The sequence below is a fragment of the Streptomyces actuosus genome (genome assembly GCF_016921115.1).
Classification (GTDB): domain Bacteria; phylum Actinomycetota; class Actinomycetes; order Streptomycetales; family Streptomycetaceae; genus Streptomyces; species Streptomyces actuosus_A.
Genome location: NZ_JAFFZS010000001.1, coordinates 427,703 through 440,897, shown reverse-complemented (window position 1 = coordinate 440,897; position 13,195 = coordinate 427,703). Strand labels below are relative to the sequence as shown.

Annotated in this window: 8 protein-coding genes; 6 read left to right on the top strand and 2 right to left on the bottom strand. The window is 72.6% G+C overall.

What is annotated here, in order from left to right; translation table 11 throughout:
• Window positions 1–31: 31 nt before the first annotated feature.
• Entirely contained in the window at window positions 32–1,102 is a 1,071-nt protein-coding gene (locus tag JS756_RS01965) for a LacI family DNA-binding transcriptional regulator (protein WP_438817277.1), read from the bottom strand.
• Window positions 1,103–1,325: 223 nt separating this feature from the next.
• Here JS756_RS01965 and JS756_RS01960 point away from each other — a divergent pair, with 223 nt between their 5' ends.
• The 5 genes from JS756_RS01960 (at window position 1,326) to JS756_RS01940 (ending at window position 9,122) form a co-directional block, all read left to right on the top strand.
• Entirely contained in the window at window positions 1,326–2,612 is a 1,287-nt protein-coding gene (locus JS756_RS01960; protein WP_205381112.1) for an ABC transporter substrate-binding protein, read from the top strand.
• 6 nt (window positions 2,613–2,618) lie between these two features.
• Window positions 2,619–3,515 (top strand): carbohydrate ABC transporter permease, encoded by an 897-nt coding sequence (locus JS756_RS01955; protein WP_205381111.1) that lies wholly within the window; start codon window positions 2,619–2,621, stop codon window positions 3,513–3,515.
• Window positions 3,512–4,414, top strand: coding sequence for a carbohydrate ABC transporter permease (locus JS756_RS01950; RefSeq protein WP_205381110.1), 903 nt, complete (start codon window positions 3,512–3,514; stop codon window positions 4,412–4,414). The genes JS756_RS01955 and JS756_RS01950 overlap by 4 nt, the downstream gene beginning before the upstream one ends.
• A gap of 21 nt (window positions 4,415–4,435) precedes the next feature.
• Window positions 4,436–5,740, top strand: coding sequence for a glycoside hydrolase 5 family protein (locus tag JS756_RS01945; protein WP_205381109.1), 1,305 nt, complete (start codon window positions 4,436–4,438; stop codon window positions 5,738–5,740).
• Window positions 5,741–6,101: 361 nt separating this feature from the next.
• Window positions 6,102–9,122 carry an alpha-mannosidase gene (locus JS756_RS01940; RefSeq protein ID WP_205381108.1) on the top strand — a complete coding sequence of 1,007 codons (3,021 nt, stop codon included), beginning with the start codon at window positions 6,102–6,104 and terminating at the stop codon, window positions 9,120–9,122.
• A gap of 308 nt (window positions 9,123–9,430) precedes the next feature.
• Here JS756_RS01940 and JS756_RS01935 read toward each other — a convergent pair whose 3' ends face one another.
• Complete coding sequence (locus tag JS756_RS01935) at window positions 9,431–10,861, bottom strand: lipase maturation factor family protein (RefSeq protein ID WP_205381107.1); 1,431 nt, start codon at window positions 10,859–10,861, stop codon at window positions 9,431–9,433.
• Window positions 10,862–11,062: 201 nt separating this feature from the next.
• On the opposite strand from JS756_RS01935, the gene JS756_RS01930 reads away from it, so the two are divergent.
• A complete protein-coding gene (locus JS756_RS01930; RefSeq protein ID WP_205381106.1) occupies window positions 11,063–13,150 on the top strand; it encodes a SpoIIE family protein phosphatase in 2,088 nt (695 codons plus the stop codon).
• Window positions 13,151–13,195: the final 45 nt, after the last annotated feature.

The window sequence follows — 13,195 nt, the reverse complement described above, 5'->3', positions numbered from 1 at the left end:
TCTGCGCCTCCAGGGGTCCGGCCGGACACGCTCAGGGTAGTGGCCCGCGTGCCGGTCGTCCTGGGTGCGCCGACCCGGTGCTGTGCCGCTCGATCAACTCCGGCACCGGAACCCGCACCGAGCGGGGCGGCCCGCCGTCCACGAGCGCGACCAGTTCGCGGGCGGCGGTCCGGCCGAACTCGACGCTGTCCCGGGACAGGGCCGACAGTCGCGGGGTGACCATCCGGCACAGGGCGGAGTCCTCCCAGGCGACCACCGACACGTCCCCCGGCACCGCGTGGCCCGACTCGGCGGCGGCAGCCATGCCGGCCACGGCCATCACGTCGTTGTCGTAGATCAGGGCGGTCGGGGGAACGGCACCGCCGAGCACCCGGCGGGTGACGGCCGCGCCCTCCGCGTCGGAGTAGTCCGTCGTCACCGATTCCACCTGCGCCAGGCCGCGGCGTCCGGCCTCGGCCCGCAGGGTGCGGATCCGGCGCTCGGTGTGGGCGAGGCCGGGCAGCCCGGCGATGTGCACGATGCGCCGGTGCCCGAGCGCGTGCAGCCGATCCACCACCGACGCCATCGCCCCGGCATCGTCCGCCCACACCGTGGACTGTCCCGGATGCCGTGCGTCGGGCGCGCCGCCGATCACCACGGCGGGCAGGCCGAGTTCGTCGAGCAGCGCGGGCCGTGGGTCGTCGGTGCGCGGATCGACGACGAGGACGCCGTCCACCCGGTGCTCGGCCCACCACCGGCGGTAGACCGCGCACTCGTCGGGGATGTCCTGTGCGATCTGGAACAGCAGCCCGAGGTGCCGCTCGGCCAGCACCTCCTGGATGCCGGAGACCAGATGGAGGAAGAAGGAGTCCACCCCCAGCGTGTGCGCCGGCCGGGCGAGCACGAAGCCGACCGTCGCCGCGCCCTCCCCGGACAGCGCGCGCGCCGCCGTGTTCGGCCGCCAGCCGAGTTGTTCGGCGACCCGGCGCACGCGGTCCCGGGTGACCTCGGAGACGCCGGGCCGGCCGTTCAGCGCGAAGGAGACCGCGCTCTCCGAGACACCGGCGCGGCGCGCGATGTCCTTCATCGTCGGCCGGCGCGCCGGCGACCGCTTTCCCGTCACGGCGTCCCGCCCTTCGGTCGACACAGACGACTAATGCGCTTGAGCAGTAAAACACTAAAGCGCATTAGCGGTCTGCTGCAAGAGGGTGGACGTGAGGTGTTGACCTGCGATTTCGTCGAACTAATGTCATTAGTCGCCGTTCATCGATTGACTTTGTCGAAGAACGGCGGGCAAGGTCGGCGCGGCACCATCGGCCGCCGTCCCCGCAAAGGAGCACACCGCCGTGCGCATGTCCCGCAGAACCTTCGCCGCTGCCGCCGCCGTCGTCCTGCTGCCGCTCAGCGCCTGCGGCTCCGGCGGCGGCGACGCCTCCGCCGGCGCCTCGGGCAGGATCGAGGGCGACATCACCTTCCAGACCTGGAACCTGAGGGCCAACTTCAAGCCGTACTTCGAGGGCCTCGTGGCCGACTTCGAGAAGAAGTACCCCGGCACCCATGTGAAGTGGATCGACCAGCCCGCCGAGGGCTACGCCGACAAGATCAGCGCCGACGCGGCCGGCGGCACCCTCCCCGACGTCGTCAACGTCTCGCCCGACCTCGTCGCCCCGCTGGCCGGGGCCGGCCTCGCCCTCGACCTCGACAAGGCGGCCTCCCGGTACCGGGGCGAGTATCTGGAAGGCGCCTGGGACGCGCACCGAATACCGGGCATGAGCGGGACCTACGCCTTCCCCTGGTACCTCAACACCGGGCCGCTCTTCTACAACAAGTCCCTGTTCACCGAGGCCGGGCTGGACCCGGAGCAGCCTCCCCGCACGTACGGCGAACTCTTCACCGACGCCCTGCGGATGGCCGACCGCAGCGGCGGCAAGGTCGCCACCCTCGCCAACGTCCCCACCATCGAGGACTTCGGCCGCTACGGCGTCCCCCTGATGGACGACAAGGGCACCGCCTTCACCTTCGACGACGGCAAGGGGGTCGAACTGCTCGCCAAGTACAAGGAGCTGTACGACGCGCGGGCCCTCGACCCGCAGGCGCTGACCGCCACCCCGGAGTCGTCCGGCCGCAAGTTCCTCACCGGTGCCGTCGCCATGAACCCCGGCAGCGCCCTCGACCTCGGCAACTTCAAGAAGCAGGCCCCCGACCTGTACCGCAACATCGGCATCACCGACCAGATCACCAGCACCGGGCACGTCAACATGTACGTGATGGGCGTGATGGTCAACGCGCGCACCGCGAGGAAGCCCGCCGCCGTCGCCTTCGCCCACTACGTCACCGACGCCGCGCACCAGATGGCGTTCGCCCGGCAGGTCGCCATCTTCCCGAGCACCGCCGGATCGCTCGACGACCCCTACTTCACCAAGGAGGACGGCACCGACGAGACCCGGGTGCGGGTCGCGGCCGCCAAGTCGCTGAAGACCGCGGTGAACTACACCCCCGTGCTGTTCAGCGAGCAGATGAAGACCGCGCTGCGCAACGAGGTCGCCAAGGCGCTCCAGGGCAAGGAGAGCCCGCAGGAAGCTCTCGACAACGCTGTCAGGGAGTGCAACACCCTCCTACGGCAGCAGGGGTAGGCGTCGATGGCCCCCTCCACCCCCGTCGCCCGGGTGCGACGGCAACTGCCCACCAGCCCCTGGCTGTTCGCCGCCCCCGGACTGCTGATCACGGGCACCTTCGTGCTGTACCCCTTCGCCTCGACCGTCGCGAACGCCTTCACCGACCGCCGCACCCTCGTGGCCGGGCGGTTCGTCGGCCTCGCCAACTTCCGCGAGCTGCTGCACGACGACATGTTCTGGACCGGGCTGCGCAACAGCGCCCTCTACGTCGCCGGCGTCGTGCCCGCACTCGTCGTGCTGCCGCTGCTGCTCGCCCTGCTGGTGCAGAAGAACATCCCCGGCATCACCTTCTTCCGCTCAGCCTTCTACACCCCGGTCGTCGCCTCGATCGTCGTCGTCGGACTGATCTGGGTGTGGCTGCTGGACGAGCGCGGACTGATCAACTCCCTGCTGGAGAGCGCCGGAATCGGCCGGATCGGCTTCCTCAGCGACCAGTGGCTGCTCCTGCTGAGCGCCATGGCGGTCACCGTGTGGAAAGGCCTCGGCTACTACATGATCATCTACCTGGCGGCGCTGGCGAACGTGCCGCGCGAGCTGCACGAGGCCGCCGCCGTCGACGGAGCGGGTGCGCTGCGCCGCTTCCTGAGTGTCACGGTGCCCGCCGTGCGCTCCACGATGGTCCTGGTCGGGGCCCTGTCCTCGGTCGCCGCGTTCAAGGTGTTCTCCGAGGTCTACCTGATGGCCGGACCCAGCGGTGGCCCGGCCGGCGAGGACACCACCCTCGTCATGCTCGTCCAGCGCACCGGCACCGGCCTCACCGGCCGCGTCGGCTACGCCTCCGCCCTCTCCCTGGTCGTCTTCGCCGTCACCGTCGCCCTGATGCTCCTCGTGCTGCGCGCCGACCGGAGGGAGGACACGTGAGCCTCGCCGAGAAGGTCCGCGACCCGCAGGCGGCCGTCGCCCGCGCGCCCCGGGGCACCGAGCGGCCCGGCCGCCGCCTCCGCGCCGGGGAGCTGGTCTGGCGCTACCTGCTGCTGCTCGCCGTCCTCGCCCTCACCGTCGGCCCGTTCCTGTGGCAGCTGTCGACCTCGCTCAAGGGCCCCACCGAGGACATCTTCAGTTCCCCGCCCTCGTTCCTGCCCGAACACCCCACCCTGCACAACTACACACGGGTCGCGGACACCATCCCCGTCTGGGACTACGCCCTGAACTCGCTGCAGGTCGCCACCGCCAACGTCGTCACCAACTGCGCGGGCTCCGCGCTCGCCGGCTACGCCCTGGCCCGGCTGCGCTACCGGGGCCGGCGCGCGGCCACCCTGGCCTTCGTCCTGGCCATGCTCGTGCCCGTCGAGGGCATCGTCATCGCCCAGTTCACCACCATGCGGGAGCTCGGCCTGAACAACACCCTCGTCGGCGTCCTCCTGCCGGGCTCCGTCGGCGCCATGAACGTCCTGCTGATGCGCAACGCCTTCCGCAACCTGCCCTACGAGATCGAGGAGGCCGCCTACGTCGACGGAGCCGACGTCTGGCAGCGGTTCCGCCGGATCGCGCTGCCGTCGGTCAAGGGCACCCTCGCGGTCGTGGCCATCCTCTCCTTCATGGGCGCCTGGGACGACTTCCTGTGGCCGCTCATCGTCCTCAGCGACCCCTCCAGGTTCACCCTGACCATCGGCCTCAACTACCTGCACGGCACCTTCGCCAACGACGAACGTCTCGTCGCCGCCGGCACGGTCGTCGCCGTCGCCCCGCTCATCGCCCTCTTCGCCTGCCTCCAGCGGTACTTCTTCCGCGGGGTGGGCGAGGGAGCGGTGAAGGGCTGACCCCTGTCAAGGACCTCCTCCATGCACCCTGCCGACCTGTCCGCCTCCGGCTCCTTTGCCCCGCCTCCCGCCGCCCCCCGCTTCGGCGTCAACTACACCCCCAGCGAGAGGTGGTTCCACCACTGGCTCGACTTCGACCTCGACTCCGTCCGCGCCGACCTCGACTCCGTCGCCGCACTCGGGCTGGACCACATCCGCGTCTTCGCACTGTGGCCCTACTTCCAGCCCGACCGCGCCCTGATCCGACCCCGCGCGGTGGAGCAGCTGGGCGCCCTCGTCGACACGGCCGCCGAACGCGGCCTGGACGTCAACGTGGACGGCCTCCAGGGCCACCTGAGCAGCTTCGACTTCCTGCCGGCCTGGACCCGGACCTGGCACCGGCGCAACCTGTTCACCGACCCCGACCTCGTGCACGGCCAGGCCGCCTACCTGCGCACCCTGGCCGCCGCGCTCGCCGACCGCCCCAACTTCCTCGGCATGACCCTCGGCAACGAGATCAACCAGTTCTCCACCGGCCCCCATCCCGACCCCGACCGCGCCACCGAGGGCCAGATCGACGCCTGGCTGGAACGCATGCTCGCCGCCTGCGAGGCGGGTGCCCCCGGCCGGATCCACCTGCACGCCGAGTACGACGCCACCTGGTACCAGGACGACCAGCCCTTCACCCCGGCCCAGGCCGCCCGGCACGGCGCCGTCACGGCCGTGCACTCCTGGGTCTTCAACGGCACCGCCCAGCGCCACGGCCCCACCGGTGTGCCCACCGAGCACCACGCCGCCTACCTGATCGAGCTCAGCAAGGCCTGGGCCGACGACCCGCACCGGCCGGTATGGCTCCAGGAGGTCGGCGCCCCGGCACCCCTGATCCCGCCCGGACACGCCGCCGCCTTCACCGAGGCCACCGTCGCGCACGCCCTGGACTGCCCCGGCCTGTGGGGCGTCACGTGGTGGTGCTCGCACGACGTGTCGCGGGACCTGGCCGACTTCCCCGAACTCGAGTACGGGCTCGGCCTGCTGACCAACGACCGCCGACCCAAGGACACCGCCCGGGCACTGGCCCGCGCCGCGCGCGCCCCGCGTCCGGCGCCCGCGCCCCGTACGACGGCGCTGGCCGTCCCCTCCGACCTCCGCGCACGCTCGCGCTGCGCCCCCGGCGGGCCCGTCTACGACGCCTTCTTCCGGCTCGTCGCCGTCGGGGCCCGCCCCACCGCCGTCCTCGCCACCCGCGCGCACGACCCGGCCCACCTCGCCGCGCGCGGCATCACCGAGGTCGTCCACCCCGACCAGGTCCTCACCCCGCACGGACGACGAGGAGGCGCCCGCACGTGAACCCCACCCGAGGCGGCAGCGCTCGTCGACGGTGAACCGGACGCCCCCGTCGCGCCGGAGCCGTACGCGCCCCGCTGCCGATCGCCGCCGACACGGTTGTCGAGCTCACCCATCGGACCGACGGCACCCGGCGCCGCCCGGACGCCACCGGGCAGCGCGTCCGCCTCACCGGCTGACTGCGTCCCCAACGGGGCGAGCAGGCGGCGTGGTTCGAGAAGCGCGCGGTGGGGGAGCTGTACATCGCGCCCACCCTCGCGACCGTCACCCACCGCTGGTGACCACCCGACCCCGCCCCGCCCGACACAAGACCCGCCGGCACCCCTGACCACCACCCACCCCGGACGACAACGGAGCACCCCGCATGCATGACGACCGCACCCTGGTCGAGGCCCGCCTCGAGCGCGTCCTGGAGGAGCGCATCCGGCCAGCCGTCCATCCCGCGTCCGTGCCGCTGGACGTGGCGGTGTGGCACGCGCCCGGCGAGCCCGTACCGGTCGACGAGGGCCTGTCGGCCGAGCCCGAGCCGATCGCGGTGGGCACCCGCTGGGGCGCCCCCTGGGGCACCAGCTGGTTCCGTGTGACCGGGACCGTCCCTGAGGAGTGGGCCGGGCGGACCGTCGAGGCCGTCCTCGACCTCGGCTTCGACGAGAACATGCCCGGCTTCCAGTGCGAGGGCCTGGTCTACCGGCCCGACGGCACTCCGGTGAAGGGCCTCAACCCGCGCAACCAGTGGGTGCGCGTCGGTGCCCCCGCGGCGGGCGGGGAGGAGGTCCGCCTGCACATCGAGGCCGCCTCCAACCCCGTCATCCTCGACTACCACCCCTTCCGCCCGACCCGACTGGGTGACAAGGAGACCGCCGGCAGCGAGCCGCAGTACACGCTCACCCGGATGGATCTGGCCGTCTTCGACGAGACCGTGTGGCAGCTGGTGATCGACCTGGAGGTGCTGGGCGAGCTGATGGCCGAGCTACCGGTCGACTCCCCGCGCCGGTGGGAGATCCTGCGGGCGGTGGAGCGGGCCCTGGACGCCGTCGACCTCCAGGACGTGAACGGCACCGCGGCCCCCGCCCGTGCCCGGCTGGAGCGGGTCCTCGCCGCCCCGGCCGTCCCCTCCGCGCACCGCATCAGCGCGGTCGGGCACGCGCACATCGACTCGGCCTGGCTGTGGCCGCTGCGGGAGACGGTGCGCAAGGTCGCGCGCACCACGTCCAACATGACCGCGCTGCTCAAGGACGAGCCGGAGTTCGTCTTCGCCATGTCGCAGGCCCAGCAGTGGGCATGGGTCAAGGAGCACCGGCCCGAGGTGTGGGCGCGGGTGAAGGAGGCGGTCGCCGAGGGGCGGTTCGTGCCCGCCGGTGGTATGTGGGTGGAGTCGGACACCAACATGCCGGGCTCGGAGGCGATGGCCCGGCAGTTCGTCCACGGCAAGCGGTTCTTCCTCGACGAGTTCGGCATCGACAACGACGAGGCGTGGCTGCCCGACACCTTCGGGTTCGCCGCGGGCCTGCCGCAGATCATCCGCGCGGCCGGATCGAAGTACCTGCTGACGCAGAAGATCTCCTGGTCGCGGACGAACACGTTCCCGCACCACACCTTCCGCTGGGAGGGCATCGACGGTACGCGCGTCTTCACCCACTTCCCACCCGTCGACACCTACAACTGCTCCATGAAGGTCAGCGAACTCGCCCACGCGGCACGCAACTTCAAGGACAAGGGGGTAGCCCGGCACTCCCTGGCCCCCACGGGCTGGGGCGACGGCGGTGGGGGAACCACCCGCGAGATGGTCGCCAAGGCGGCCCGGGTCCACGACCTGGAGGGCTCCCCGACGGTGGTGTGGGAGACGCCCTCGGCGTTCTTCGCCCGGGCCGAGGCCGAGAACCCCGAGCCGCCGGTCTGGGTCGGCGAGCTGTACCTCGAACTCCACCGCGCCACACTGACCAGCCAGGCCAGGACCAAGCAGGGCAACCGGCGCAGCGAGCACCTGCTGCGCGAGGCCGAGCTGTGGGCCGCCACCGCCGCGGTGCGCACCGGCGCGCCCTACCCGCACGAGGAACTGGACCGGATCTGGAAGACGGTGCTGCTGCACCAGTTCCACGACATCCTGCCCGGCTCCTCCATCGCCTGGGTGCACCGCGAGGCCAGGGCCACCTACGACCGGATCGCCGCCGAGCTCACCGGCATCATCGACGCCGCGCAGCACGCCCTGGCCGGGGACGGCGACACCGAGCTGGAGTTCAACGCGGCCCCGCACGCGCGCGCCGGGATCGCCGCGGGCGGCGCCGGAGCGCCCACCGCCTCCGGCCGCACCACGCTCACCCCGCGTGAGGGCGGCGGATTCGTGCTGGACAACGGGCTGCTGCGGGTCGGCATCGACGCGGACGGACTCGTCCGCTCGGCCCACGACCTCACCGCCGACCGCGAGACGGTCGCGCCGGGCCACGCCGCCAACCTGCTCCAGCTGCACCCCGACTTCCCGAACATGTGGGACGCCTGGGACGTCGACGCGTTCTACCGGAACACCGTCACCGACCTCACCGGCGCGGACTCGGTCACCGCGGGGCAGGACGGTGCGTCCGTGCGGGTCGTCCGGTCCTTCGGCGCCTCGCGCGTCACCCAGGTGCTGTCGCTGCCGCCCGGGGAGCGGCGGCTGGAGATCGACACGGAGGTCGACTGGCACGAGACGGAGAAGTTCCTGAAGCTGGCCTTCCCGCTGGACCTGCACGCCGAGCGGTACGCCTCGGAGACCCAGTTCGGGCACTTCCACCGCCCCACCCACACCAACACCTCCTGGGAGGCGGCCAAGTTCGAGGCCTGCAACCACCGCTTCGTGCACCTGGAGGAGCCCGGCTTCGGCGTCGCACTGGTGAACGACTCGACCTACGGCCATGACGTGACCCGCGCCGTTCGCACCGACGGCGGCCGGGGCACGACCACCACGGTCCGGGTGTCCCTGCTGCGCGCCCCCCGCTTCCCCGACCCCGAGACCGACCAGGGCGTGCACCGCTTCCGGCACGCCCTGGTGCCCGGGGCCGGGATCGGCGACGCGGTGCGCGAGGGCTGGCGGATCAACCTGCCGCGTCGGCGGGTGACCGGCGGGACCGAGGTGGCCCCGTTGGTCACCGTGGACGACGACGCGGTGGTGATCACCGCCGTGAAGCTGGCCGACGACGGCAGCGGGGACGTCGTCGTCCGCTTCCACGAGGCCCACGGCGGTCGCGCCCGGGCCACCCTGGCGGCCGGGTTCCCACTCGCCGGGGCGACCCCCACCGACCTGCTGGAACGCGCCCTGCCGGAGGCCGCCGCCCCGACCGTGGACGGTGACCGGATCGACGTGCGGCTCCGGCCGTTCGAGCTGGTGACGCTGCGGCTGCGGCGCGCCTGAGGCACGGTCCAGCCGCCCGCCACCGACCCGGCGCCGCACTGTCACCCGTCCGGCGCCGGCGTCCGGCCGAACGCGGCGGGGCACGGCCGAGTGGCGCCCGCGGCCGAGGAGGACGGGAGGCCGAGCAGTATGGCCGGCCGGCCCCGCACGGATGCCCGCGCCGGGGCGCTTCCGGCCAGGCGGCCCGGCGGGCGCCGCCTGGCCGGGCGGGCACGCCGGGGGCTGCGGCTCCGGTGCGGGGCCGGCCGTGCCCACGGCCCGGCCGCTCCCCGTGGCGCGCGGTGCCCGCAGGCGCGAGGGCGCCGCCGTCAGGCCCGGTGGACGTCGTCCGCCAGCCGGATCGGCGGCAGGTACTCGCGGACGTACGCCCGCTGCCAGCACGCGCCCGTCTCGCGCAGTTCCCGCCAGGTGGTGAAGCGGTAGCGGTACAGGCGGGCGCGGATGTGGCGCGGTGGCGCGCCGGGCGGGAACGGCGAGCGGCGCAGCAGCCTCAGGGTGTCCCTGTCGCCCTCCAGGAGTCGTTCCACCAGGGCGCCGAACCACGGCTCCGCGTAGGCGGGCGACAGAGCGGCGAACCACATCAGCCAGTCCAGCCGCAGGTGGTACGGCGCGAACTGGCGCGGCCACCGTCGCGGAGCACCCGGCTTGCCCTTGAACTCGTACTCCCGCCAGTCGGAGTCCTCGCGCGGCACGTCGTCCGCCGTTCCCTCCAGCACCACCTCGTACCGCACGCGGCTGACGCTGCCGAACGCGCCGTAGGTGTTGACGAGGTGGAGCGGGTCGAAGGTGCGGTTCATCACCTGGCGGCGGGAGACCATGTTGACCACCGGGTGATGGCTGAGGAACACCAGCAGGGCGGCGACCGCGAGGACCACGACCTCGAACCACACCGGGGCGGTGTCCGCGACGGACGCCGGGGCTCCGCCGCCCGGGAACCCGATCGCGGACAGGGCCAGCACGACGGTGATCCAGTTCAGCCAGGAGAAATTGCCCGAGAGCACCAGCCACAGCTGGGTGAGGATCATCAGGGACGCGGCGGCCGTCGCGATCGGCTGCGGCGCGAACAGCAGAACGGGAACGGCGAGTTGCGTCACGTGGTTCGCCGCCGCCTCCACACGGTGCAGACCCCGGGGCAGGTGGTGGAAGAACCAGCTCAGCGGCCCCGGCATCGGCTGGGTCTCGTGGTGGTGTTCCAGACACGTGAGCCTGCGCCAGCAGACGTCCCCGCGCATCTTGATCAGCCCCGCGCCGAACTCCACCCGGAACAGGATCCAGCGCAGCAGGAACAGCACGACGACCGGCGGCGCCACCTCGTCGTTGCCGAGGAACACGGCCAGGAAGCCGGTCTCCAGCAGCAGCGACTCCCAGCCGAACGCATACCAGGTCTGCCCCACGTTGACGATCGACAGGTACAGCACCCACGGCACCAGCCACAGCAGCATTCCGCCCCACAGCGGAAGATGCCCGTCCAGGCCCGCCAGCAGCGCGGCCGACACCGCGCACCCGGTCCAGGCGCAGGCCGCGAAGAAGCGGTCCGTGTAGTGGAACCGGAAAAGACTCGGCGCGCGCCGGGCGGGCACCTGCGCCACGAAACGCGGGACGGGCAGCATGCCCCGCTCGCCCAGCAGAGCCCGGAACTGCAGGGCCGCGGTCAGGAACGCCACCAGGTACACGCCGGCCAGGGCCCGCTGGAAGACCAGCCGGCTCAGCCAGTACCCGGGTGCGGTGAACCAGTCCACGGCCGTGCGCTCCTCTCCTCCATTCTGACGCCGCCCCCGCCGTCGCAGAACGTACGCCTCCGCTCCGGTGCGTGACGAGGCGAGAGGGGTCGCGGGCGCGATACCCCGGAAGGCGGACCGGCCCTCGCGCAGGACCCCCGGAGCCCGGTTCCGCCCGCCTCACGGGTCGAATAATCGGACAAACCCTGGCAAGGTGTCCCCATGGTTGATCGGGGAGCGAGCGCCCTGTCACTCCCGGACGACTGGCCCGCCCATCCGGAGCCGATCCTGGCGCTCAACCGCATGGGAAGCTTCGACTGGGACCTGGACGCCGGTCTGTTCCACATGGATGACCAGGCCCACGAGGCCTTCGACATGCGCCCGGACGAGTACGACGGCAGCCCCGAGGGCCTCGCCGTCCGGGTCCCGCCCGACGAGGCCCACCGCCTCGACGCCCTCGTGGCCCGTGCCATCAAGGACGGCAGCGAGAACTACGGCGCCTACTTCCGCATCCGGTGCCGTGACGGCAACCTTCGCTGGACCCACACCCAGGGCTACATCCGGCGCGACGAGACCGGCCGCCCCCGCCGCATCGTCGGCATCGTCCGCGACGCCACCGAGGAACTCGACGAACTCGCCGCTCGCCGCGAGGAGGCTGCCCCGGACGACCTCCGCCGGCAGCAGACCAACGTCGTCCAGCTCGCCACGGCCGCCCTCGCCCACGCCCGCACCGTCAGGGACGTCATCGACGTCCTGAAGGACACCCACGGCCTCACCCACCTGGGTGCGACCAGCCTCGTCATGGGCCTGGTCGAGGCGGGGCGGATCCGGCTGATCGCCGAGGGCCCCGAAGGCAGCTTCGTACCCGGCACCCGAGTCACCCGGATCGACGAGCCGTACCCGATGAGTGAGGTCGTCCGCACCCTCACCCCCCGTTTCATCGAGTCCCCGCAGGAGTTCGCCGCCGGCTACCCGATCCTGTGGCCGCACCTCACCGACCTGAACATCACCGCCGCGGCCTACCTGCCCCTCATCGTCCAGGCCCGCCCGATCGGTGCCATGGGCCTGCTCTACAGCGACCGGCGCGGATTCACCACCGAGGAGCGGAACATCCTCCTCGCCCTGGGCAGCAGCATCGCGCAGAGCCTGCAGCGGGCGATGTTCTACGAGCAGGAGAAGGACATCGCCCAGGGCCTCCAGCAGGCGATGCTGCCGCGCACCATCCCCAGCGTCTCCGGCGCCGACGTCGCCGTCCGCTACCGGGCCGCCACCATCGGCGGATCGCAGGGCCGCGACATCGGCGGCGACTGGTACGACCTGATCCCGCTGCCCGGGGGCCGGGTCGGCGCCGTCATCGGTGACGTCCAGGGCCACGACACCCACGCCGCCGCCGTCATGGGCCAGCTGCGGATCGTGCTGCGGGCCTACGCCGCCGAGGGGCACACCCCGGCCACGGTGATGGCCCGCGCCTCCGTCTTCCTGCACGAGCTGGACACCGACCGCTTCGCCACCTGCCTGTACGCCGAGGCCGACCTGGCCACCGGCGTCGTCCAGGTGGTCCGGGCCGGGCACATCGACCCGCTGGTGCGCTCGGCCGACGGCACCTGCCGCCGCGCTCCCGTCCCCGGCGGGCTGCCGCTGGGGCTGTCCGCAGAGTTCGGCAGTCTGGACTACCCGGCCGCCACCGTCGAACTCGACCCGGGCGACACACTGCTGCTGTGCACCGACGGCCTGGTCGAACAGCCCGGCTTCGACCTGGACGACGGCATGCGGGCCCTGACCGCCCTGGTCGCGGCCGGCCCCGAGGACGTCCGAGGACTCGCCGACCAGCTGATCGAGGTCTTCGAGGAGCGCGGCGGCGACGACGACGTGGCCCTGCTCCTGCTGCGCCGCCGCAGCGCGCACGCCGCACGGGCCGGCGGCCGGCTCCAGCAGCACGTGGCACCCGGCGACCCCGAGGCCCTCACCGGCGCCCGGCACATGATCCGTGCCGCCGTGCGCGCCTGGGGTGCCCGGGACCGCGCCGACGAGATCGAACTCGTCGCCGACGAACTGATCACCAACGCCCTCATGCACACCGAGGGCGCCGCGATCGTCACCCTGCGGGTCCTGACGGACTCCGACCGACGGCTGCGGGTCGAGGTCGAGGACACCTCCAGCGCCCTGCCGCGCCGCCGTGAGGCGGGCGAGTCGGGGGTCTCCGGGCGCGGCCTGCTCCTGGTCGACCTGCTCTCGGACGTGTGGGGGGTCGAGGCGCGGGGCGGCGGCAAGTGCGTGTGGTGCGAGTTCATCGTGCCGGGCCACGGCTGAACCCCGGCCCACCCCTGCGGCGGGAGCGCCGAGCGGGCACTCTGG

Coding starts and splice junctions, on each gene's coding strand:
- JS756_RS01930 (WP_205381106.1), top strand. CDS start 11,063: ATGGTTGATCGGGGAGCGAGCGCCCTGTCACTCCCGGACGACTGGCCC.
- JS756_RS01940 (WP_205381108.1), top strand. CDS start 6,102: ATGCATGACGACCGCACCCTGGTCGAGGCCCGCCTCGAGCGCGTCCTG.
- JS756_RS01955 (WP_205381111.1), top strand. CDS start 2,619: ATGGCCCCCTCCACCCCCGTCGCCCGGGTGCGACGGCAACTGCCCACC.
- JS756_RS01945 (WP_205381109.1), top strand. CDS start 4,436: ATGCACCCTGCCGACCTGTCCGCCTCCGGCTCCTTTGCCCCGCCTCCC.